This is a genomic window from Flavobacteriales bacterium (assembly GCA_016700415.1).
GTDB lineage: Bacteria > Bacteroidota > Bacteroidia > Flavobacteriales_F > PHOS-HE28 > PHOS-HE28.
Window position 1 is genome coordinate 1119487 of record CP065018.1, and the last position, 23174, is coordinate 1142660.

General features: G+C 59.2%; 17 protein-coding genes. 15 read left to right on the forward strand and 2 right to left on the reverse strand.

What is annotated here, in order from left to right:
* Positions 1–33: 33 nt before the first annotated feature.
* The 15 genes from IPP95_04745 (at position 34) to IPP95_04815 (ending at position 22263) form a co-directional block, all read left to right on the forward strand.
* Positions 34–2169, forward strand: coding sequence for an OmpA family protein (locus tag IPP95_04745; GenBank protein ID QQS73536.1), 2136 nt, complete (start codon positions 34–36; stop codon positions 2167–2169).
* Positions 2166–3137, forward strand: a complete 972-nt coding sequence (locus tag IPP95_04750; protein QQS73537.1) for a hypothetical protein — start codon at positions 2166–2168, stop codon at positions 3135–3137. The genes IPP95_04745 and IPP95_04750 overlap by 4 nt, the downstream gene beginning before the upstream one ends.
* Positions 3134–6274 (forward strand): SpoIIE family protein phosphatase, encoded by a 3141-nt coding sequence (locus tag IPP95_04755; protein QQS73538.1) that lies wholly within the window; start codon positions 3134–3136, stop codon positions 6272–6274. Before IPP95_04750 ends, IPP95_04755 begins: the two co-directional genes overlap by 4 nt.
* 139 nt (positions 6275–6413) lie before the next feature.
* Positions 6414–9935: a gliding motility-associated C-terminal domain-containing protein gene (locus IPP95_04760; protein QQS73539.1), complete on the forward strand. Its 3522-nt coding sequence runs from the start codon at positions 6414–6416 to the stop codon at positions 9933–9935.
* 86 nt (positions 9936–10021) lie between these two features.
* Positions 10022–11014: a PorP/SprF family type IX secretion system membrane protein gene (locus IPP95_04765; protein ID QQS73540.1), complete on the forward strand. Its 993-nt coding sequence runs from the start codon at positions 10022–10024 to the stop codon at positions 11012–11014.
* Positions 11015–11397: 383 nt separating this feature from the next.
* Positions 11398–13299 carry a hypothetical protein gene (locus IPP95_04770; protein QQS73541.1) on the forward strand — a complete coding sequence of 634 codons (1902 nt, stop codon included), beginning with the start codon at positions 11398–11400 and terminating at the stop codon, positions 13297–13299.
* 187 nt (positions 13300–13486) lie between these two features.
* Positions 13487–14194, forward strand: coding sequence for a dipeptidase PepE (gene pepE, locus IPP95_04775; protein ID QQS73542.1), 708 nt, complete (start codon positions 13487–13489; stop codon positions 14192–14194).
* 63 nt (positions 14195–14257) lie between these two features.
* Positions 14258–15175: a mechanosensitive ion channel family protein gene (locus IPP95_04780; protein ID QQS73543.1), complete on the forward strand. Its 918-nt coding sequence runs from the start codon at positions 14258–14260 to the stop codon at positions 15173–15175.
* On the forward strand, positions 15156–16211 hold the full coding sequence (corA, locus tag IPP95_04785; protein ID QQS73544.1) for a magnesium/cobalt transporter CorA: 1056 nt from the start codon (positions 15156–15158) through the stop codon (positions 16209–16211). The genes IPP95_04780 and corA overlap by 20 nt, the downstream gene beginning before the upstream one ends.
* Positions 16212–16372: 161 nt before the next feature.
* Complete coding sequence (locus tag IPP95_04790) at positions 16373–17146, forward strand: hypothetical protein (GenBank protein QQS73545.1); 774 nt, start codon at positions 16373–16375, stop codon at positions 17144–17146.
* Between the two features lie 374 nt (positions 17147–17520).
* Entirely contained in the window at positions 17521–18936 is a 1416-nt protein-coding gene (locus tag IPP95_04795) for an arginine decarboxylase (protein QQS73546.1), read from the forward strand.
* A 219-nt stretch (positions 18937–19155) separates the two neighbouring features.
* A complete protein-coding gene (locus IPP95_04800; GenBank protein QQS73547.1) occupies positions 19156–20130 on the forward strand; it encodes a deoxyhypusine synthase family protein in 975 nt (324 codons plus the stop codon).
* Between the two features lie 10 nt (positions 20131–20140).
* On the forward strand, positions 20141–20509 hold the full coding sequence (locus IPP95_04805; protein QQS73548.1) for a hypothetical protein: 369 nt from the start codon (positions 20141–20143) through the stop codon (positions 20507–20509).
* An 82-nt stretch (positions 20510–20591) separates the two neighbouring features.
* On the forward strand, positions 20592–21011 hold the full coding sequence (locus tag IPP95_04810) for a VOC family protein (GenBank protein QQS73549.1): 420 nt from the start codon (positions 20592–20594) through the stop codon (positions 21009–21011).
* 307 nt (positions 21012–21318) lie between these two features.
* Positions 21319–22263: a trypsin-like peptidase domain-containing protein gene (locus IPP95_04815; protein QQS73550.1), complete on the forward strand. Its 945-nt coding sequence runs from the start codon at positions 21319–21321 to the stop codon at positions 22261–22263.
* 356 nt (positions 22264–22619) lie between these two features.
* Here the strand turns inward: IPP95_04815 and IPP95_04820 are convergent, their stop codons facing one another.
* A complete protein-coding gene (locus IPP95_04820; GenBank protein ID QQS73551.1) occupies positions 22620–22913 on the reverse strand; it encodes a type II toxin-antitoxin system RelE/ParE family toxin in 294 nt (97 codons plus the stop codon).
* Positions 22910–23146 (reverse strand): hypothetical protein, encoded by a 237-nt coding sequence (locus tag IPP95_04825; protein ID QQS73552.1) that lies wholly within the window; start codon positions 23144–23146, stop codon positions 22910–22912. The genes IPP95_04820 and IPP95_04825 overlap by 4 nt, the downstream gene beginning before the upstream one ends.
* Positions 23147–23174: the final 28 nt, after the last annotated feature.

Below are 23174 nucleotides of genomic sequence, written 5' to 3' on the forward strand. Positions count from 1 at the left end.
GCCCGCAGCGCACCTTTCCTTCTTCTCGCTGCCTTGACCCTGCATGGCCAGGCCCAAGTGACGTATACCGTGGAAGCGCTCAACCTTCGGCCCGCAGGCGAGGACTATGCCCCCACACTGGTGGACAGCATCCTTGTTTTCACTTCGGTCCGGGCACGTGATCAGGCCATCGCCTACACGGACGCCAAGACCAATAAGCCATTGGCCGACCTGTACAGCGTACAGCTCCGCGGCGGAAAGCCCGGGACGCCAAGCTTGATGGACGGCTCCTTGTGCAGCAAGTTCAATGACGGACCAGCGGCGTTCACGGCAAGCGGCGACACGATCTGCTTCACACGCAATGCGGCGAGCGGCAAGCGCGGCATGGCGGACAAGCTGGCGCTGTACTTTGCCCTGAAACAGGGAAAAGTGTGGTCGGAGCCCGAGGCGTTCGCATACAACGGCAGTGACTTCTCCACCATGTCGGCCGGTTTCAGCCGGGACGGGCAACAGCTCTTCTTCGCATCCGACAGGCCGGGCGGTATAGGCGGCATGGACATCTATGTGAGCCGCAAGGAAGGCAATGGATGGGGGACACCTGAGAACTTGGGTCCTGAAGTGAACAGTACCGCCAACGAGGCCTATCCTTCAGTGGATACCAATGGTGAACTTTTCTTTTCGTCGGACCGCGCCGGGGGTCTGGGACAATTAGACATCTTCTCCTGCGTGCAGGAATATGGCGAATACTCGATACCGTTGCCGCTGAAGGCCCCGTTGAACTCCCCCGGTAATGACCTCGGGTACACGACCTATCCGGACGGCCAGTCCGGCTACTTCAGTTCGAACAGGGACGGAACGGACAAGATCTACCACTTCACGCAACGGCCGGAACTATTCCGCAATTGCAGTGAACAGCTGCAGAACAGCTACTGCTACCATTTCGAGGATGCGGGATCGGTGAGCACGGACACCCTGCCCCTGCGCTACGAATGGGACTTCGGCGATGGCTCCAAGGTGGCAGCACCCAGCACGGATCATTGCTTCCCGCGTCCCGGCACCTACACCGTGAAACTGAACCTGATCGACACGGTGAGCGAAAGCGTGTACTTCAACCAAGTGCAATACGACCTGGAGGTGACCGACGAGGAGCAGGCGAACATCAACGCATCGGACAGCGCGGGCACCGATCAGCTCATTGTGTTTGATACGGAACACACCAACCTGCCGGGGTTCGTCGCCAATGAAATTCATTGGGACCTTGGCGACAGCACGTCCATGACAGGTGATCGCATCGAGCACGTCTATGCCCAGGCCGGCAACTACACCATCAAGCTCGACCTGCTCGGCGGGCCGGACGGCCATGGCGGCTTTGAGAACCACTGTGTCTTCAGGCAGTTGGAAGTGATCGACGGCTTGATCCAGACATCTGCCACTGCGGCTTCCGGGCCGGTGCGTTCGCCCCAAGGAGGGCCTCCCGGTTTCACTTACAAAGAACTGCCACAGGACTCCGCCGGTATGGACAAGGTGGTCGCCACGGATGTGAGCTTCACCGTGCAACTGTTCGCATCGGCCGACCGCGTGGGGTTGGACGATGCACGCTTCCTGCCGATCCGTCCTTACTACACCATAACGGAGCGGTTCGTACCGGCGCTCCATCACTACACCTATTCCATCGGTTCGGGCAAAACACCGCTCTCGGTCCTCGCCGCATTCCAACTGGCGCGCCGCTCCGGCTTCACCGGTTCCGTGGTGGAAAAGGTGCATGCCGACAAGGACATGGACTTGGCCGAGGCGGAGGTGCTCCCCCTGGAAGCCTTGAACAACGGCGTGCTCCGCTTCTCCACCGTCCGGTTCAAGACCGGGGAAAGCGATTTCGAAAGCACCTTCAATGCCTCTCTGGACCGCGTGCTGGCATTGCTGCGCAAGTATCCCGAGGTGGACCTGGTGATCGAGGCGCACACCGACGGCGTGGGCACCGCGCAGAACAACATGGCCCTCTCACAGGCCCGAGCACAAGGGATGGTGGATTATTTCAAGCAGCGACAGATCGCACCGGAGCGGCTTTCACCGGTGGGTTATGGTGAGGACCGTCCCGTGGCCGACAATGAAACAGCCGCCGGCCGAGCGAAGAACCGTCGGGTCGAATTCCATCTTTCCGTACGCAGCAATTCCGAGACCGCACATCCATGAAACGCCCGGATCATTTGCTTCTCGCGTTGATGGTCGCCTCTCCCCTGCTCTGCCGCGCACAGCCCGTGCCCGCCGCCGATGAGAACATCCCCTATCTCGTCACCTTCGGCGCGAACAGCCTCGCGTCCTGGGGCGATGACGACTTCTGCCAGACCTTCTTCTTCGTGGTGCCAAAAACCACCATCGTGCCTGTCTACATCCGTGTGTACGACCCCGACTGCTACGGAGCGATCGATGAGGGAAAAGGACCGTTCAACACTGTCACCAACTTCTCGGTCTATGCCGGGAAGGGCTGCATCTCCGAACCTGACGCCCGCGAAACCGGGCCGACCGGCAACTTCCGGAGCGGGAACATGCTCGCCACCCGGGATTTCGGTGCCGACGCCAAGTATGACAAGCATTGGTATGCTTTCGGCCCCTTCGACCCGAGCTCCGGGGAGGACATGCCCGAATACGGCGGCCGCGTCTTCAAGGTGATCGCGCAAGGCAAGAGCGGCGACGATGGCAATCTGTACCGCTACTTCATGAGCTCGAAACCCGACGCCAACGAAGCGATCGAGGGCGGCAACGCCTTCACCTTCGAGTACAGCTTCCGCTTGCATGACGACCCGGCGGAGGTCTCCCACATCTATCCCTATGTGGACGACCGGGTGATCAGCGTCAAGCAAAGCAATTTCGATTGGGACGGCGACGGCTCCATCCGCGTGGTGTCCGTTGCGAAGAAGGGCGACATGGTGACGGCCAGCGGCGATGACCAATGGGTGAACAGCGTACACCCGATCGTGAAGCAGGAGCTGAACACCTCGCTGGACATCCGCTTCATCAAACGTCCGGACGGAGCGATCAAGAACAACAACGTGGTGTTCTATGTGCGCAACCAGTACGGCGCGTTGCTTCCGTTCTTCACCGTGCCCATCGGTGGCGTGCCCCAATACAAACCCACCATCGCCATCAGCAAGATCCGATGAGAGCAGCCCTCGAGCGCCTCTTGATCTTGTTGCTTGTCTTGGCGGGAACGGCACCTCTGCGGGCACAGACGTACAAGCTGAAACCGGTCGGCAGCGCCGACGGGCTGACCAACTCCTTTGTGCATGCCCTTGCGCAGGATGCCACCGGCCGATTATGGATCGGCACCGGGGAAGGTGCCGGTCGTTACGATGGCAGGCAAGTCACCATGTACACCACGGCCGATAGCCTTTCGGAGAACTTCGTGGCCAGCATCCACCCTGCGAAGGACGGCTGTATTTGGTTCGGGCACAATGAAGGCGGCATAAGCCGGTACATCGATGGCGTTTTCCATAAGGTGAACACAGCTGATATCACCAGTAGCAGTATCAATGCCATCATCGACGACGGCAACGGAGGGATCTGGGCGGCCGCACAGAACAACGGGATCATCCATGTCAGCGCCGACGGCACCTGCCGCCCCGGAGCGACAATGGAAGGTGTGCTCTGGTACAGCCTGTTGGCCTTGAACGATGGGCTGTTGCTCGCGGGCGCAAGCGACGGGTTGCACCTGCTGCAGATCTCCCCCGATGGCACGTTGATCTTCACCGGCAACCTCAGCAACGTCACCCGTTCGTCCGTGAATGCCATGGTGGCACGGCCAGGGAGCAACAGGATATGCGCGGGAACCGGCGACGAAGGTGTCATTTCATTCTCCATGGCGGGGATGTCCCCTTCCATGATCTCATCCATTGGCGCAAAGGCCGGACTTGGTGAACTACAGGTCCGCGACCTCGCCATCGGTGCCTATGGGCAGTTGATCGTTGGCACGTTCGGCCAAGGTGCCTACGAGATCGACCTGCAAGGGGACAGCATCAAGTCGTTATTGCATTACGACTTAGGGAACGGGCTGGGCAGCGACAACGTGGACGTGGTGTTTCCGGACACTGAGAACAACCTGTGGTTTGCGCGATTCGGCCTGGGACTGGCCCGTTTGCTGGACCGCTCTGTGGTGTACTATGCCGCAAAAGCCGGCTCGGCGAAGGATGTCCGGGCCATTGCCTTCCACGGCAATGACGTCTGGTTCGGCATCCGCGGCGCGATCCTTCATGCCCTGAACAACGACATGCGCCAGCTGGACACGTTAGGCGCTGCGAACGGGATCCCGCCCGAGGCCATCACCGCCCTGATCGCCGGAGAGGACGGGCGGCTTTGCATCGGAACGGCCACCAGCGGCGCACTTCAGCAGGATGCCACCGGGCATTTCAAAGCCATTCCCACCGAACGTGACCGCATGAGCCTCCAGGTACATGCCCTGGCCGCTATTGGTGATGAGACCTGGATCGGTACGAGCAACGGTGTATACGTGATCTCAACTGCACGAAAACGCCATCTCACAACGGAGAACGGATTGCTGCACAATGAAGTGAACGCCTTGTTCAAGGATGCACTGGGGCGCATGTGGATCGCCTGCAACAACGGCGGTGTGAGCATGGTCTCCGGCGATGAGGTGAAGAGCTTCACCCTGACCGAACAGGGCAACGCCTTCCATGTCTCAGGTATCGCACAGGACAGCACGGGCAGGATCTGGTTCAGCACCAACGGGAGCGGCCTGCGCTACCTGAAGGACGATCTGGTGATGGGCTTGGGCACCGCGCAAGGTCTTCAGTCGGACTATTGTTATGCGATCGCGGCGGACGGCCACGGTGGCATTTGGACCTGTCATCGGGGCGGGGTCAGCCGGATAGACAGGGCGACCTTGAAAGTGCGCACCTACGACCGCCAGTTCGGCCTGGAACCGGACCGCCGCATGAACACGGTCGCAGCTGGACCGGATGGGGATATCTGGTTCGGTAGCGACAAAGGAATGCTCCGCTATGCCACGGGAAGGGATATCCGAAGTTCATTGCCACCCACGGCGATGATCACCGCCATGAAGGTCTCCGGAAAAGATTGGCCGCTCTCCGGTACCATCGAACTACCGCCAGACGATTATCGCCTCCAGTTCGACTTCCTGGGCACCAGCCTGCGTGACCCGGATGCTGTCCGCTACCGCTATATGCTCGAAGGACATGACCTGGAATGGACGGAGACCTCCCAAAACTCCGCTTACTACATGCGCATCGCCGATGGTCGCTATGTCATGCTGGTGCAGGCCGCCATGGCCGGTGGCGATTTCACGGGGAACACCGCCCGGCTTCAACTCTATGTAGGTGCGCCGATCTGGAAGCGCCCTTGGTTCATCACCGCTAGCATCGTGCTGCTATTGTTCGCCATTTATGGCATCATCCGCCTGCGGGAGCGCAGCCAGCGCTTGATGCGGGAGCTGCTCAAGCGAAAGCTGGACGAGCGTACGCACGAGCTTCAACGGAAAAAGGAGGAACTCGAAGAGAAGAACAAGGACATCACGGACAGCATCACCTATGCACGAAGGATCCAACAGGCCATTCTACCGCAGGTCGAGGAACTGGAAGCGCAACTCCCGGGCTCGTTCGTGTTCTATCGCCCGCGCGACATCGTCAGCGGGGACTTCTACTGGTTCCGTCGATCCGGGAACAAGATCATCCTGGCCTGCGCGGACTGCACGGGCCATGGGGTGCCCGGTGCTTTGATGAGCATGATCGGCGGCATGCTGCTCCGCGAAGTGAGCGTAGTATACGAATTGAATTTTTCTGATATTCTGTTGCGGGATCTCGACAACGAGCTGCGTGCCGTGCTTCAATACCAGGCGGACGACCTGAGCAGCCACGACGGCATGGACATCAGCCTCTGCGAGTTCGACATGGCCACAAAGCATCTCCGTGCTTCCGCCGCGATGCACGACCTGCTCATCCTCAGCAACGGCAAGCTCCGGCGGGAACGCGGGACGCGCCATTCCATCGGTGGTGCACTGGGGAATGACACGACCCAAGTGTTCTCCATGATCGAGGCCCCGCTCGAGGCCGGGGACCGCGTCTATCTGTTCAGCGACGGCATTCAGGACCAGTTCGGTGGACCGCAAAGTAAAAAGCTCAAAGTGAGCGGGCTGTTCGCCTGGATCGAAGAGACGGCCACGCTGCCCATGGCCGAACAGGCCGAGCAGTTGCGCCTCCGGTTCGACGCGTGGATCGGCGACCAGGATCAAGTGGACGACGTGCTGCTGATCGGCATCGAGATGTGAACGAATGAGGGTTGCCTCGATGGTTGAAGTTCTCCCCTCCTTCCTTCAAGGAGGGGCTGGGGTGGTCCGGATCCCATAGCCTTGGATCTTTGCAAGTCCATTCCCGCGAACATGGTTACTTTGGGACTGCCAACCGCCCATGTCCCACCGCATTCTTCCCGTCCTTGCGCTGTTCATCACCGCGTTCGCCGCACATGGTCAATCGGCACTGCGCTTTATTGAAAACCGCGGGCAATGGCCGGAAACCGTTTTCTTCCGCGCGGAAATGCCCGAAGCCACGCTCTGGTGCGAACGCGGTTCACTGGTGATCGACCGCTTTGATGCCGGGGCCATCGCAAGGCTGCATGCGGGCAACACCGGCGCGTATGAACCGGACGCCTCGCGCGTGATCCGGCACCATGCATTGCGCCTGCGATTTGCGAACGCCACCGGCCCGGTACGCAGCGAAGGGATCGGCGTGCAGGGCGGCGCATACAACTACTTCATCGGGAACGACCGGCGCCACTGGGCCTCCAATGCACACGCCTTCTCCGCCGTGGTGCAGCATGACCTGTATCCCGGCATCGACCTGCGTTTGCGCCGTGGTGGCGAGGTGTTGAAATACGACGTGATAGTGGCCGCAGGTACGGACCCGAAGCAGGTAAAATTCACCTACGAAGGAGCCAACGGGATCACGCTGAAGGACGGCCTTTTGTGCATATCGACCTCCATGGGTGAAATGATCGAGGCGGTGCCCTTGGCCTACCAGATCAAGAACGGGCAAGAGGTGAAGGTGGATTGCCGCTATGCGCTGAAAGGTCCGGAGGTCTCCTTCGTGCTCGGTGCCTATGATCGGACCCAGGAGCTGGTGATCGACCCTGTGCTCTCATTCGCCAGCTATTCAGGATCCACCACGGACAATTTCGGCTATTCCGCGACCTTCGACCAGGACGGCTTTTTATATTCCGGCAGCAGCGCCTTCGGTCAAGGCTATCCCACCACCATGGGCGCATACGATGTCACTTGGAACGGTGGCGACGGCAACCAGAACCCCGGCACGGACATCGCATTGAGCAAGTGGGACACCACGGGAACGACATTGATCTGGAGCACATTTCTCGGCGGCAGTGGCGATGACCTTCCGCACAGCCTGATCGTGAACAGCGCGAATGAGTTGATCGTGCTCGGCACCACGGGTTCGACGGATTTTCCCACCACGGCGAACGCCTTCCAAAGCACTTTCGGCGGTGGCACCCTCTTCACACCGCAAGGCATCGGTACCACCTACCCGAACGGCACGGACATGATATTGGCACGGCTGAGCGCGAACGGCTCACAATTGTTGGCGAGCACCTACATGGGCGGCAACGCCAATGACGGCATCAACAGCGCGGCTGCCTTGAAGTTCAATTATGCGGACGAGATGCGCGGCGAGGTGGAGGTGACGCCCAACGGCAACATCCTTGTGGCAAGCTGCACGCAAAGCGCGGACTTCCCCACGACGGCCGGAGCATACCGGGAATACTTTACCGGAGGAAGCCATGATGCCGTCCTCTTCGAGCTGACCCAGGACCTGAGCAATTTGGTGTGGAGCACCATGTTCGGCGGTTCGCTGGCGGACGCGGCCTATTCCCTGGAACAGGACAGCAACGGCAACATCTTCATCGCCGGCGGCACCGTCTCGCAGAACCTGCCCATCACACCGGGCACCGTGGGACCCATGAACCACGGCGGGCAGGCCGATGCCTTCGTGGCCTCCTTCAGCCCGGACGGGAGCAGCTTGTTGGCCTCCACTTATTTCGGCAGCACCGGCTACGACCAGTTCTACTTCGTGGACCTGGACGGTGCGGACAACGTGTATCTGTTCGGCCAAACGAACGCTCCCGCGGGCGAACTCGTCTCGGGTGCCACCTATTTCGTAAGCACCGGCGGACAGCTGTTGGCCAAGCTATCGAACAACCTCACGAGCACCTTGTGGAGTTCCCGTTCCGGCACATTGTCAGGTGCAGGCGTCGGCGTACCGAACATCTCCCCGACCGCGTTCCTAGTGGACTACTGCGACAAGATCTACATCAGCGGCTGGGGCAGTGCCGTGTTGGGAACGCTCACCACGAACGGCCTTCCAGTGTCACCGGACGCCTTCCAAGGCACCACCGACGGCAACGACTTCTATCTCGCCGTATTCGACATCGACATGAGCGGGCTTTCCTACGCCACCTACTTCGGCGGCCCCCAAAGCCTCGAGCACGTGGACGGCGGAACGAGCCGCTTCGACCGGCGCGGGCGCGTGTACGGAGCAGTGTGCGCGGGCTGCGGCAACCATGATGATTTCCCTTCCACGCCCGGGGCCTGGAGCAATACCAACAACTCCAACAACTGCAACTTGGGCGTGTTCAAATTCGATTTTGAGGCGCCCTTGGTGATCGCCGGCCTGGCCGCGACGGCACCGCTCTGTGCAGACAGCGAGATCCAGTTCACCAACTTGAGCAACCTCGGTGCCACTTGGCATTGGGACTTCGGCGATGGCGGAACTTCAACAGCTGAAGCCCCGACGCACATTTATGACACATCCGGATCCTATACCGTGACCTTGGTCGCGACCAACCCTGTCGCCTGCAACCACGCGGATTCAGCCAGTATCGTGGTGAACGTCCTTCCGGCAGCGCCCTTGCTTCAGCCCTTGGACGACATCATCATATGCGGCCCGCTCGGCAGTGTTGTGCTTACCGCTTCCGCGCAAGGCACCGCCACGGAATGGGTCTGGTCCAGCAACCCGCTCTTCACCGATACGCTCAACACCCCACCTTCCGACAGCACGGCCACGCTCGACCCGGTGACGCCTGGCACCTACTACGTGCAAGCGGCGAACAGCGGTGGTTGCGCGGCAACCGGCCAGTTGACGGTCGCGTCCGCGTTGGCACAGGCCACCATCACACCGGACGTATCGATCTGCTCGGATGACAGCGCGACGATCACGTTAAGCGGTATCGATGCCGGCTCCGTGATCACTTGGTCACCGCCGGACATGATCCTCTCCGGACAAGGCACGGCCCAGATCACGGTGAGCCCGCAGAACGCGACCTACTTCGTCGCGACGGTGACCAGTCCCTCCGGTTGTACATGGACCGATAGCGCATTGGTGGATGTATCCTTGATGAACGGTAGCGGCGTCACTGTGAGCGTGGACCAAAGCGTGGTGCTCGGCGGCACGACGGTACACCTGTTGGCCACGCCAAGCAGCGGCGTCACCTATTTATGGCAACCGGCAGCCGCGGTGAGCGACCCTACGATCGCCGCGCCCACGGCCGTTGTGAACGAGACCACGACCTTCTATGTCACCGTGAGCGACGGCACCTGTTCGCGCACCGATTCGGTGAAGGTGCTGGTGCATGAACTGCTCTGTGATGAACCGGACATCTTCGTCCCGGACGCCTTCACGCCCAACGGCGACGGCAACAACGACGTGCTCTTCGTGCGCGGCCGCAACATCGCCGACCTGGACTTCAAGGTGTTCGACCGTTGGGGCGAAGTGGTGTTCCAAACGACCGATCAAGCAGCGGGCTGGGACGGCGCGTACAAAGGCAAGCCCGTAGACCCTGCGGTGTACGTGTATTGGCTCACCGTGCATTGCGTGGACGGCCAGGAGTTCTTCACCAAGGGTAACGTTTCGGTGATCCGATGATCTGGTTTAAGAAGCCTCAAGCTGTAAGCTTCAAGCCACAAGTTTTGGCCCGAAAGTCTACGGCTATCAAGCTTGTGGCTTCTGGCTTGTGGCTGATCGCAGCCCTCACGAGCGGCTCAACAGTCGCACAAGACATCCACTTCTCCCAGTTCTTCAACGCGCCATACGCGCAAAGCCCGGCCAACATCGGACAGTTCGACGGGGACTACCGTGCGGGAGCGATCTACCGGCAGCAATGGCGCAGCGTCACCACACCCTACAGCACCTTCGGCATCGGCGGCGATGCGGCGCACTTCGTGGGCGTGGACGGCCTTGGGCTTGGCGCATGGATCTACAACGACAAGGCCGGTGATTCACGCTTGAACACCTTCCACGCGGACCTCGGGGCCAGTTGGACAGAGCGCTTTGGCGGAACAAAAGAACACAGCCTCACCGGCGGCGTGCAAGTGGGCATCACGGCGGTGAGCATCGACTACAGCGCGCTCCGCTTCGATGCACAGTACAACGGCTTCAGCTATGATCCATCGCTGGGTAACGACGAAAAGTTCACCCGCGATTCACGCTCACACCCGGACCTCCATGCCGGCATCACCTATCGCTACACACCGGAGAAACGGCGCAACTTCGAGGCCGGTATCGCCTTCTTCAACCTCACCAATCCGGACGTTTCGCTCTTCGACGCCGCCCCTTCGCCGCTGGACACCCGCGCCAACCTTCACCTGAAAGGACAATTCCCCGTGAGCGAAAAGCTGGACGTGCTGCCCATGCTGCAATGGCAGGCTCAGGGAAAATTCCGCGAGTTCGACCTCGGCGGCATGGTGCGTTACATCATGCTGGACCGCTGGAACCTGATGCGGGCGGTGCAGGCCGGGGTCTTCTGGCGCACGAAGGACGCGGGATATCTCTACGCGGGACTGGAGCATGACGATTGGACTTTCGGGCTGAGCTATGACATCAACCTGAGCCGCTTGGAACCCGCGAGCCTCAACCGTGGCGGTTTCGAGGTGACGGCGATCAAAGTATTCCGCAAGCGGCCACCCGTACCGGTGCGATACAAAGCTTGCCCCGACCAGATGTGATAGCGATGCGGATGCTGAAAACCAACGCAGTGCTGCGACCCTTTCAGGGTCGGTTCGCGCGTTGGATTTTGTCGAATTCTAATCGCTGTGACCCTTTCAGGGTCGAACATGAAGAACCTTCCGACCCTGAAGGGGTCGCAGAAATAGGAGCGCGTTGGGGATATTCGCTAATTGCTGTGACCCCGCCGTACGGTGGGTCGAACGCAGTCCAATTGTGCCATGCCGAAGGATTTCAACATGCAGAAATTTCCGGCCCTGAAAGGGTCGAAGAAATTAGAAATGTTGAACACAACGCGTTTCTTCCGACCCTGAAAGGGTCGCAGCCGCATTCCCGGAACCACGTTTTTCGGATCGGTTTCTGCTTTGCCATACTGCTTTGCTGGATGCTGCAGCAATTGCATGCGCAGAGCGCAACGCAATTCATCACTTGGGGCGACCGTGCGATGGCGCTGAAGGATGTCTACGGTGCCTCCCGTTACTACGGCGAAGCGTTGAAGGTGGAACCCGGCATCATGGAGACGCAATGGAAATATGCCGAGGCCTGCCGCTTGAGCAACCAATACGGCGAGGCCGCGCTGTTCTATGACAAGGTGGAACGGAAGGACCGGGGCGTGAAGCATCCGGAAGCGTTGCGCTGGCTTGCGGAAATGCAGATGTCCACAGGGCATTACGACGATGCGGAGCAGACCTGGCCCAAGGTCAAGCGCAAGGAACGGCACAAGGACTCCATGGTCGCACAGCGAGCGGACAACGGGATCGAGGGCTGCCGCTTGGCAAAGGCGATGATGGCGGATCCGGACAGCCTGGTGGAGATCGAGCATTTGCCGATGCCGGTGAACAGCTATGATAGCGAATTCGGTGCGCGTACCGGGCCGGACAGCGCTTTGTACTTCACGTCGTTGCGCGGTGAAGTGAACGCCGAGGGTGCGGTGAAGGACACGACGGATTACCATGCGCGCATCTTCCGGACGCAGGAAGTGAACGGTACGTGGAATGCACCCACAGCCCTGGCCGACAACGTGAACAACAGCGTCAACAACGCCAACAGCACCTGGTCCACTGACGGGCGATGGTCCTACTTTTCGCGGGAGGACGGGCCGGGGAACTTCAGCATCCGCGCGGTGGATCTGCGCAACGCCAACGACACCGGCACCGTGGTGCTCCGCGTGCCCGGAAGCACCGTGACCCAACCGATGGTGGCTTCCTACGAGAACACCGACATGCTTTTCTTCGCCTCCAACATGCCCGGCGGACAAGGCGGCATGGACATCTGGTGGGGGCGCATCGTTGGCGCAGAGCTGTTTGAGAAGAAACCGCTGGGGCCACCGGTGAACACGCCCGGGAACGAGACCGGCCCTTACCTGGACGCGACGGACAACACGCTCTACTTCGGCTCGGATTTCCTGCCCGGCATGGGCGGTTACGACCTCTTCAAAAGCCTGTTGAGCAACAACGCTCCGGGGCATCCGATCAACATGGGCGTCCCGTTCAACAGCCCTGCAAACGACCTCTATCCTGCCGTGAGCGCAGCCACCATGTCCGGCTGGTTCACCAGCAACCGCGCGGGTGCCTTCGCTGAAAAAGGCGAGACCTGCTGCAACGACCTCTTCCGGTTCAGCTATCCCCATCAAGTGATCACGGAAATACTTCCGCCGGACAGTTCGCTACCCGCGCTGGACACGGCGAAGCTGTCCGTCATCCGCCTCAAGCGCATCACCTCGCTCCGCGAAAAGCTGCCCATCCGCCTGTATTTCCACAACGACGAGCCGGACCCGCGCAGCTGGGACACCACCACCACGTTGGACTACGCCGGGACCTACCGGAGCTACAGCGCGAAAAAGCCTGCTTACGACTCGGCTTGGGCGGCGACCTCCACGGGCACATCGGCCATCGACGCCTTCTTCGCGCAGCAGGTGGACCAAGGCTTCGCGCAGCTCAATGACTTCATCGCGTTGCTGAAACAGGCACTGGGCGAAGGTCAGCAGATCACGTTACAAGTGCGCGGGTACGCCAGCCCATTGGCCAAAAGCGACTACAATAAGAACCTCTCGCTGCGGCGCATCAACACGCTGGTGCATTACATGGAGCGCTCCGGGAACGGCGAGTTGCTTCCCTATCTGAACGGCACGGCGGAGAACGGCGGCAAGCTCACGGTGTGGAAGTCACCGTTCGGGAAAAGCACTGCCGACGCCTCGGTCAGCGACCGCTTGGACGACCTACGGCATTCGGTGTACAGCGTGGGCGCAGCGAAAGAACGGAGGATCGAGATCGAGCAGGTGCAATAGAACCCTGATCACGCTGAAAGAGCTGGTCTACTCTGATAGCGCCATGTGTGGATGGTGACCGGACGTTCGCGGACTCACGACTCCAGACTCAAGACTCCGGACACAAAACAACTCAGTGCCTCTGGCAACTGCAACTGCCACCACCATCTGCCCCCAACAAACTACCTTGGCCCCACAACGCCACCGCATGCAATTACTCCTCCTTTCCAACTCCACCCTTCCCGGCGAAAAGTATCTGGGCTGGCCCGAGGAACACCTCAAGCAATTCTTAGGCGTACCGAAGCGCATCGCGTTCGTTCCTTTCGCAGCCGTCACCATGAGCTTGGATGATTATGCGAAACGCACGCAAGAGGCTTTTGCGGCATTGGGCCATGAGCTCTTCAGCCTGCATTCGGAAATCGACAAGGTGAAGGCATTGAAGACCGCTGAGGCCGTGGCCGTGGGCGGCGGCAACTCCTTCCAGCTGCTGCGCACGCTGTACAGCACCGAGCTTGTCCGTGCGTTGCGCGTGCGGGTGATGGGCGGACTGCCGTACGTGGGCTGGAGCGCCGGCAGCAACGTGGCCTGCCCTACCATCATGACCACCAACGACATGCCCATCACCGAGGTGCCCACCATGCGCGCCATGGGACTCGTGCCCTTCCAGATCAATCCGCACTACACCGAGGCGACCATCGCCGGGCATGGCGGCGAGAGCCGGGATGCGCGCATCGCGGAATACCTGGAACTGAACCAACGGTCCGTGGTAGTCGGGTTACGTGAAGGCACGCTGTTGAACGTGGACGGCGACCGCTTGACCGTGGAGGGCAACGGGATGCGTGTGTTCCGCCATGGCAAAGAATCCAAGGACGTGGCCGGCGGAGTTGAACTGCGCACTTCGTTGGCGGACGCGTGACCCACTTTTCAACTTTCAACTTTCAACTTTCAACTTTCAAGTTCCAGGTTTCAATAGAGCGGCATGAAGGAGGAATCCGGCACATTCGAGACCCTGATGCGCAGCCTCGGCATGGACCTGCTGATGCTGCTGAAGGTGATAGCCATCCTCTTCGCGGCGTGGTTCGTGGAGCGGCTGATCTACTTCGCACTGCGGCGGGGCTACGCTAAGGCCAAGGCCCAAGGTCGTGAGGAGATGACGCGCTACCGCTTCTTCCGCAACGGTGTGCGCACCATGATGGTGATCCTCGCCCTGGTCGCGATCATCTACACCATACCCTCGTTGCGCTCCTTCGCGCTCACGCTCTTCGCCGGTGCCGGTATCCTGGCGGTGGTCATCGGTTTCGCGGCCCAGAAGGCCTTCAGCGACATCATCAGTGGCGCTTTCATCGTGGCCTTCAAACCCTTCCGCGTCGGTGACTTTATCCAAGCGGGGGAAGCCAGCGTGTTCGGCACCGTGGAGGACATCAACCTGCGGCACACCACCATCCTCACTTTCGAGAACCGCCGCTTGGTGATCCCCAACTCCATCCTCAGCGAGGACCGCATCCTCAACAGCAGCATCAAGGACGAGAGCACATGCGAGTTCATCGAGTTTGAGCTGGCGCTGCATGCTGACGTTGAACTGGCGATCAGCCTGCTCCAACACCAAGCCTTGTTGCACCCGGACCGGATCAAAAGTCCGGACGTCACCAACATGGAAAAGCCGGGCGAGGCCATCACCGTGCGGTTGGTGAAGATCAACGAGGGCGCCATCACCCTCCGCACGTACGTCTGGGCCAAAGACCCCGTGACCGCGCGGCGCATGCACTACGACATGAACGAGGCGATGCTGCGGATCTTCAACGAGAACAACGTCCCCTTCTCGCTGCCCATCCGCCGTTCGATCCAATCGGACCATACCCGCGCGAACCCGCCCCACCATGGCCAAGCTCCGCAGTGAAAAAGCGGGTTTGCCGCCCGGCTCGCTCGTGCCCGTGAGCGAGGACCCGGAGGTGGCCACCACCATCCAGGTGATGGTGTACAATGCGGACACCTTCTCGGAGCATTGCGCGGTGGCTGCGGACAAGATCGACGTGGGAGACCCCGGCAAGAGCGTGACCTGGATCGACGTGGCCGGGCTGGCGGACCTGAAGGCCATCACCGCCATCGGCGAGCGCTTCGGGCTGCACCAACTGCTGCTGGAGGACGTGCTGAATACCGACCACCGGCCCAAGATCGACGAATTCCAGGACAACCTTTTCGTGGTGGTGAAGATGCTCACCATGGACCCGGAGAGTGAGGACGTTGGGAGCGAGCAGGTCAGCTTTGTGCTGGGCCAAGGGGTGGTGATCAGCTTCCAGAGCGAGCCCGGCGACGTGATGGACCCCGTGCGCGAACGCCTGCGGAACAACATCGGCCGCCTGCGGAAAAAGGGCGCGGACTTCCTACTTTACTCCTTGCTGGACGTGATCGTGGACAACTACTTCGTCATCGTGGAGGACCTTGGGAAGCGCATCGAGACGATGGAAGAGCGCGTGGTGAAGAGGCCACGGGAGAAAGACTTGCTGGACATGCAGGCGCTTCGCCGACAGCTCGTCGGCATCAGCCGGCAAGTGACGCCGACGCGGGAATTGGCCGGCCGCATGAACATCATCCCCAGCAAGCTGATCGACAAAAACACCCGGCGTTACATCAACGACCTGCAGGACCACACGGTGTACATCTCGGAGAGCATCGCCATGTTCCGCGACCAGCTGACCAACTTGGAGAACACCTACCATGCCGGGCTGAACATGCGCATGGGCCAGGTGATGAAGCTGCTCACGGTGATCAGCACCATCTTCATCCCGCTCACCTTCATCGTGGGCGTCTACGGCATGAACTTCCAGAACATGCCCGAGCTGCATTGGCGCTACGGCTACTATGCCGTGATGGGCGCCATGCTGCTGATCTCACTGGTGATGCTTGTACTTTTCCGTCGCAAGGGTTGGCTGTAATGTCCGATCGGCTTCCGGCCGGGCCACCTTTCGATCGGCCTATTTTCGCCTCCGCCGCTGCCACCACCCGCGCATCGGCCCCGAGCAAAATGATCCAAGGCGCAATACGGAAAGCTACGCGGAGCGCGACCCACGTGGTCCTCCGCGCGATCTGGGGCGGTATGCGGAAATCCACCAAGGTCTTCCATTTCGCGGGGCTGCGCCGCTCGGGGAACCACGCCTGCATCAACTGGCTGGTGAACTCGATCTATGGAAGTTCCGTGGAGTACCGGCAACTGGACCACTACCTCTTCCGCGAATTTCCGGAGGGCCGCGTCTTCCTGATCAACTCCTACGCGCAGGAGCCGGCCCTCTCCGTATTCCGCTACGTCTGGAAATACCGGCGGAAGATCGCCCGCTGCGAATACCTCTTCCTCAGCTTGGAGGATGAACCGCCGTCCTTCACCCACTTTTTGCGCCCCAAGGACAATACGCCGGGCGTGGTCAACATCCACATCGACCGCACTGTGTTCAACCTGCTTTCCAGCCGGGCCAAGAAGATCGACGTGGAGACCGGCAAGCCGAAGACGGGGATCGCCGGCAACTTCCACATGGAGGAAAAACTGTGGGAGGGCTTTTTCCAATATCGCCGGGCAGCACTGCTACACTGGGAATACGATCAATGGCTGATCGACCCGGAATGGCGCCAGGCCTTCCTGCGAAGCGTGGGGTTGTTGCATGACATCATGCCCGGCATGAGCATTGAGGCCGGAGGGTCCAGCTTCGGCGATACCAGCACTGAGCAGATGAAGGACGCGGGAAAGGCACGCTACAAGGCACAAGCCGTACCCGCGGAATGGTTGGACCTGATCGAACAGCGGTTCCTCAATGATCTTACGCTCAAGGAAAGGGAACAACTGACCGAACTCCGTGCCGCCGCCACGCAGCCAGGTTGAGCACGCAATGTCCGACCGGCTGCAAGCCGGTCATCATCCTCGAAAAGGAATTTCGGCAACCTGTCGCTTGGCGGTGCGCCAACCTTTTACTTTGCACCGTCCCTACGGCATGACCTCCCCGCGCGTCACTTCCACCCTGAGCTTCCAGCATCGCTGCGGCTCCGCGTTTTCCATGAAGGCCATGGTCCCTTTGGGCGCCCTCTCCCCTTTCCGCTGATGTGCGTGCTCCACCCTCCCGGAATTTCCCGCGCCACCTGCGCGGTTCCCGGTCCCGAGGTGGAGTTCGTCATGTGCCCGCTTTTCCGCCGTCGAGGACGCACCGTTCTTGCCGACCCCTCCTTCACGCCCATTCCCAAACCCTTCCGCGCCGTTCCATGAAGACCCGTTACATCGACCTGATCGAGCAGACCTTCGACTTCCCGCAGCGCGAATTCAAGTTCGACAACGAACTGCTGACGTGGAACGATCTGCCGTTGACGGAGATCATCGCGAAGCACGGCACGCCGCTGCGCATCATGTACCTCCCGAAGATCGGCGAGAAGATCGACCAGGCACGGGAGTACTTCGCCAAGGCTTTCAAGGAGCACGACTACAACGGCACGTACGAATACTTCTACTGCACCAAGAGCAACCAGTTCAGCTATGTGATGACCGAGGTGCTGAAGAAGGGCGTGAGCCTGGAGACCAGCAGCGCGTACGACATCGATATCATCGAACGGTTGATGGGGACGGGCGAAATGCCGCGCACCTCCACCGTCCTCTGCAACGGCTACAAGGACGAGCGATACATCCGGAACATCGGCCGCTTGGCGAACGGCGGCGTGCGCACCATCCCCATCATCGACAACATGAGCGAGCTGTGGGCGCTGGACGAAGCCATCACCGGCCCGTGCGACATCGGCATCCGCATCGCGGCGGAAGAAGCCCCCAAGTTCGAATTCTACACCAGCCGCCTCGGCGTGGGCTACAAGGACATCATCCCCTTCTACATGCGCAACGTGATGAAGCAGCGCAAGTTCAAGCTGAAGCTCATGCACTTCTTCATCAACACCGGCATCAGCGACAGTGCCTACTACTGGAACGAGCTCACCAAGTGCGTCAACGTGTATTGCGACCTGAAGAAGCTCTGCCCCACGCTGGACACGCTCGACATCGGCGGCGGACTGCCCATCGACAACAGCCTCAACCGCCACTTCGACGTGGACTACATGATCGGCGAGATCGTGGGCCGCATCAAGGACATCTGCGAAGAAAACGGCGTGCAGGAGCCCAACCTCTACAGCGAGTTCGGCAGCTACACCGTGGGCGAAAGCGGCGCCACTTTCTTCAGCATCCTCAACCAGAAGAAGCAGAACGAAAAGGAGCGCTGGAACATGATCGACGGCAGCTTCATGACCACGTTGCCCGACACCTGGGCCATCAACCGCCGCTTCCTCATGCTGCCCATCAACAACTGGACGGACGAGTACGAGCGTGTCTTCCTCGGCGGCATGACCTGCGACAGCGACGACTACTACAACAGCGAGCAGCACGTCAACGCCATCTACCTGCCACGCTTCCGCGAAGACCGCCCGCAGTACTTGGGCTTCTTCAACACCGGTGCGTACCAAGACACGCTCGGCGGCTACGGCGGCATCCAGCACTGCCTCATCCCCAAGCCCAAATACGTCCTCATCGACCGCCTGCCGGATGGCACCCTCAACGATCGCGTCTTCAGTGAAATGCAGACCGCCGACCAAATGCTGGGGCTGTTGGGTTATGCGGCGAAGGAAAAGGCTGTGGTGAAGTGAGTGTCTCGGTGATAGGTGGCTGGTGATAAGTGACTGGACGTTCTAGGACCTAGCCACAAGCCATAAGCCATAAGCTTGCGCGCACAGCTTGAGGCTTGAAGCTTGTGGCTCCCGACTCACAGACTCACGACTCAAGACTCCCGACTCAAGACTCGCGACTCAAAGACTGCCATTAACTTTCCCCCACGAAAAAAACACAAGCGCCTCCCGGCACACATCATGAGCAATACCCGTCCGATATCGGCCTTCATGGAAAAGCACTACCTGCACTTCAATGCAGCAGCGCTGATGGACGCCGCCAAAGCATACAAGGTCCACAAGAAGAGCGGCAAGAAAATGCTGATCTCGTTAGCGGGCGCCATGAGCACCGCCGAGCTTGGCAAGAGCCTCGCCGAGATGATCCGCGCGGGACAAGTCGATATCATCAGTTGCACCGGTGCCAACCTGGAAGAGGACGTGATGAACCTCGTGGCGCACGACCACTACGAGCGCGTGCCGAACTACCGCGACCTCACGCCCACTGAGGAGCGCGCCCTGCTGGACCGTGGCATGAACCGCGTCACCGACACCTGCATCCCCGAGCACGAGGCATTCCGCCGCTTGGAGAAGCACGTCGTGGACCTTTGGACAGCCGACGACAAGAGCGGCAACCGCCGCTTTCCGCACCAGTACTTCTACGAGATGATCAACTCCGGCGTGCTGAAGCAATATTATCAGATCGATCCGAAGGACAGCTGGATGGTGGCCGCCGCCGAGCGCAACCTGCCCATCATCTGCCCCGGCTGGGAGGACAGCACCTTGGGCAACATCTTCGCAGGCCACTGCTTGAGCGGCGACTGCAAGCCGGGCATGATGAAGAGCGGCATCGAATACATGATGTTCCTCGCCGACTGGTACACGGAGAACGCCGGCACCGAAGGCATCGGCTTCTTCCAGATCGGTGGCGGCATCGCGGGCGATTTCCCCATCTGCGTAGTGCCCATGCTGCAGCAGGACCTCCAGCGCGAAACGCCCTTCTGGAGCTACTTCTGCCAGATCAGCGACAGCACCACCAGCTACGGCAGCTACAGCGGCGCCGTGCCCAACGAAAAGATCACCTGGGGAAAACTCGACATCGGCACCCCGAAGTTCATCATCGAAAGTGATGCTACTATTGTGGCACCACTGGTCTTCGCCTACATCCTTGATATGTAATAACACAACCATGGAACGCCGCATCCGATCCTTCGATACCCTGACGGAAGAACTGCGCGAAAAGCTGCAGGAGCAATACCCCGACGGAATAGAGAACAGCCACATCCGCACCGTGAGCACGCCCAAAGGGGAGAACCTCCGCGTGATCGAACTCACCACGCCCGAGGTCATGTACCTCATCAAGGTGAACCCCGCAAGCCGCGAGGAGATGGATGAATTCTTGGACCAGGACAACGACAGCAGCGACGATCGCGACGACCGCGACAGTGACGACCGCGAAAGCAACGACGACCTCGAAGGCGCCGACGAAGAGGAGGAAGAAGAAGTGGACAAGGACGCCCCGCTCGCGGACGACGGCGACGACGACGACGAGGATTGAAATGCTGGCGAGCCGCGCCGATCGGGCGGCTCGCACCTGTACCGTCGACCCATCGGGTCGACCCCACTAATAAAATCCCACCATGCTACACGGCCCCTTCCACCTCGCCTTCGCCACCACCGACCTCAAGCGCATCAAAGCCTTCTACGGCGGCCTGCTAGGCTGCGCGGAAGGCCGCAGCGCCGAGACCTGGGTGGACTACGACTTCTTCGGGCACCAGCTCACCATCCAGCAAGTGCCCATGGTGACCAAGACCGCCGGCACCTACAACCCGCAAAGCCAAGTGCCCAGCAACCACTGGGGCATCGTGCTGGAGCTGGCCGACTGGCGCAAGATGCGCGACAAGTGCAAAAAGCTCGGCGTGCGCTTCTTCATCGAACCCCAGCTGGTGATGAAGGGCGAAGTGGGCGAGCAACGCAGCTTCTTCATCGAAGACCCGGACGGCCACGCCATCGAGTTCAAGGCGTTTGAGGATGCGGGGAGCTTGTTCCGGAAGGGGTAGGTTGGAATTTGGGCTCTGATCGAGACCCTTTTTGCATGTAGTTGCGAAGTCCGAAGACTTCACGGTTAAGCATGGATAAGCGTTGGTACATCACCCACAAGTCGCCCCGGCCGTTCATGCTGGAGCGCCAAGCTTGGCTGGCCGGGAAGACCTGCGGGAGCGTGGCACGGGTGGACGGGTGGACAGTTGGTGGAATTCTCCATTTCCGAATATTCGAGGAAACTGATTTCGTGTTCATATTAGAGTCGCAAATCCAATGTTCAGAAAAAGCAACGAAAATAATTTTCTGTAATTCCAATTTTAAATAATGCCGGATGCAACTTCTTCAACTAGTGTAACTGGGATTATAACAGAAGATCCGGCATTAAATATGCCTGCTGGTTCTGAGTTGCATTTTAATCCAGCGCTCATTACTGGCGAATTTGAATCACCGATTGTAAGATTAGAAAATTGGGGCTCCTTTCAAGGCATACTACTACTAGTGCATTTGAATCTTGCAAATTCACATAGTGTAGATGGATCTGCAGTTTTAGTTGCGCCCGGAATTGCATTATCAGCTAAACACATATTTGAAGACAGCCTGAATCACATCAAGAATGGAGGGAAAAGCACGATGTGTTCAGCAATCACTACAGATGGGCTACAATTATGGCGTATTAGTAAAATTACTTTGGTCGGCAATTCTGATTTAGTGATTTTAGGTCTGACTTATTGCTCCAAACTTCCACAGGGAAACTTGTTTAACCTTGCAACAATTACAACAAGATTTCCAAAAATCGGAGAAAAACTGCTTCTTACAGGCTTCCGCGCTTCTGACTATAATTTTGGAATAGCCGATAATGAACGTGGTGATAAGGTAATAAATTTTTCTGGACTTGTTTTAGCTTCGAATGGCCCCGTTTCTAACCGATTTCCTACCGGACGAGATACTTGCATGTTACCATGGCCTACATTGGAAGTCGACTGTCCGTCATTTGGAGGAATGAGCGGCGGACCTGTCTTTGACTCAACCGGTTTACTAGTTGGCTTACTGTCTTCTTCTTTTGATGAAGGACCATCTTATGTTTCACTGCTATGGCCAGCACTAGTAGCAGAATTTGAAGGCGGATGGCCTAATTCAATGTTTAAAAACAAATCCACCTTAGTTGGTTTAACACCACCATTATGCGCTATCGATCGGCCTTCTGCCATAAGTCTAAATCAAAATCAAGATAATTCAAGCAGTCTAACATATGAAATTTGGGAAGAATGAATAGCTCCTCCTACGCTCCCGCAAGTCTTCCCGGCCCAACGATAAAGTGAGCTCCTGACCAGAACAGGCCGGGGCGACTTGTGGGCATGCTCTCAGAAGCCCATCAAGGCACAGAAGCTTCCCCCGCTCCCGCACGTCTTCCCGGCCCAACGATAAAGTGAGCTCCTGAACCAAACAGGCCGGGCCCGCCTGCCGCAGGCACGGGCGACTTGTGGGCATGCTCTCAGAAGCCGAACAAGGCAACGAAGCTTCCTTGCCCTGAGGCGGTCGAAGAGCGGCAGTCTTCAGACTGCAAATAGGAATCAACTTCCAGAGCCAAGCGATCGAGCCAATTCTGCGAGGAAGTCCCACAACGGTCAAGGCCCGAAGCGGCTACTTGGCTTGCGACTGGTGTGTCGGACCTGGTAGACATAAATGTCCGTCCCTTCCACTTGATAGACCACCCGGTAAGGGAACCGCTTAAGCTGTGCATGTCGGTAGGGTCCCGTCCGGTACTGGAAGCCGCCCGGATGATCCAAAATGGAATGATAGCAGGCTTGCAGTTCGTTCAGGAACTCCGTGCCCAAGCCACTTCGCTCCTTGTCATACCGCCGGGCCACATTGGAATAATCCTCGATAGCGTCCATGCGCACATGGAGGCGGAACTTCATTTCTTCAATGCCTCGCGGGCTATGCGCATCGCTTCATCCAGCGGAACGTAAGCATCCGTGCCATCCGACCGTCGCCTTTGCAATTCATCCAATTCCGCGGCTTCCTCATCCGTGAGATCCGGATACGCTCCCACTTCCTTGTCCAGGAACTCCTTCAATCGCTGCAGCACGCCATTGTCATGCACCAATATGAGACGTTCCAAGAGGTTCAACTTTAATTCGGAGGTGTTCATGATCGCTTGCTTGTTCGTCAAAGTTAAG

Bases quoted from the DNA above. Each gene is read 5' to 3' on its own strand.
- IPP95_04795 (QQS73546.1), top strand. From the start codon at position 17,521: ATGAAGACCCGTTACATCGACCTGATCGAGCAGACCTTCGACTTCCCG.
- IPP95_04780 (QQS73543.1), top strand. From the start codon at position 14,258: ATGAAGGAGGAATCCGGCACATTCGAGACCCTGATGCGCAGCCTCGGC.
- IPP95_04825 (QQS73552.1), bottom strand. From the start codon at position 23,146: ATGAACACCTCCGAATTAAAGTTGAACCTCTTGGAACGTCTCATATTG.
- IPP95_04815 (QQS73550.1), top strand. From the start codon at position 21,319: ATGCCGGATGCAACTTCTTCAACTAGTGTAACTGGGATTATAACAGAA.
- IPP95_04755 (QQS73538.1), top strand. From the start codon at position 3,134: ATGAGAGCAGCCCTCGAGCGCCTCTTGATCTTGTTGCTTGTCTTGGCG.
- pepE (QQS73542.1), top strand. From the start codon at position 13,487: ATGCAATTACTCCTCCTTTCCAACTCCACCCTTCCCGGCGAAAAGTAT.
- IPP95_04750 (QQS73537.1), top strand. From the start codon at position 2,166: ATGAAACGCCCGGATCATTTGCTTCTCGCGTTGATGGTCGCCTCTCCC.
- IPP95_04790 (QQS73545.1), top strand. From the start codon at position 16,373: ATGCGGAAATCCACCAAGGTCTTCCATTTCGCGGGGCTGCGCCGCTCG.
- IPP95_04760 (QQS73539.1), top strand. From the start codon at position 6,414: ATGTCCCACCGCATTCTTCCCGTCCTTGCGCTGTTCATCACCGCGTTC.
- corA (QQS73544.1), top strand. From the start codon at position 15,156: ATGGCCAAGCTCCGCAGTGAAAAAGCGGGTTTGCCGCCCGGCTCGCTC.
- IPP95_04820 (QQS73551.1), bottom strand. From the start codon at position 22,913: ATGAAGTTCCGCCTCCATGTGCGCATGGACGCTATCGAGGATTATTCC.
- IPP95_04810 (QQS73549.1), top strand. From the start codon at position 20,592: ATGCTACACGGCCCCTTCCACCTCGCCTTCGCCACCACCGACCTCAAG.
- IPP95_04770 (QQS73541.1), top strand. From the start codon at position 11,398: ATGCTGCAGCAATTGCATGCGCAGAGCGCAACGCAATTCATCACTTGG.
- IPP95_04800 (QQS73547.1), top strand. From the start codon at position 19,156: ATGAGCAATACCCGTCCGATATCGGCCTTCATGGAAAAGCACTACCTG.
- IPP95_04805 (QQS73548.1), top strand. From the start codon at position 20,141: ATGGAACGCCGCATCCGATCCTTCGATACCCTGACGGAAGAACTGCGC.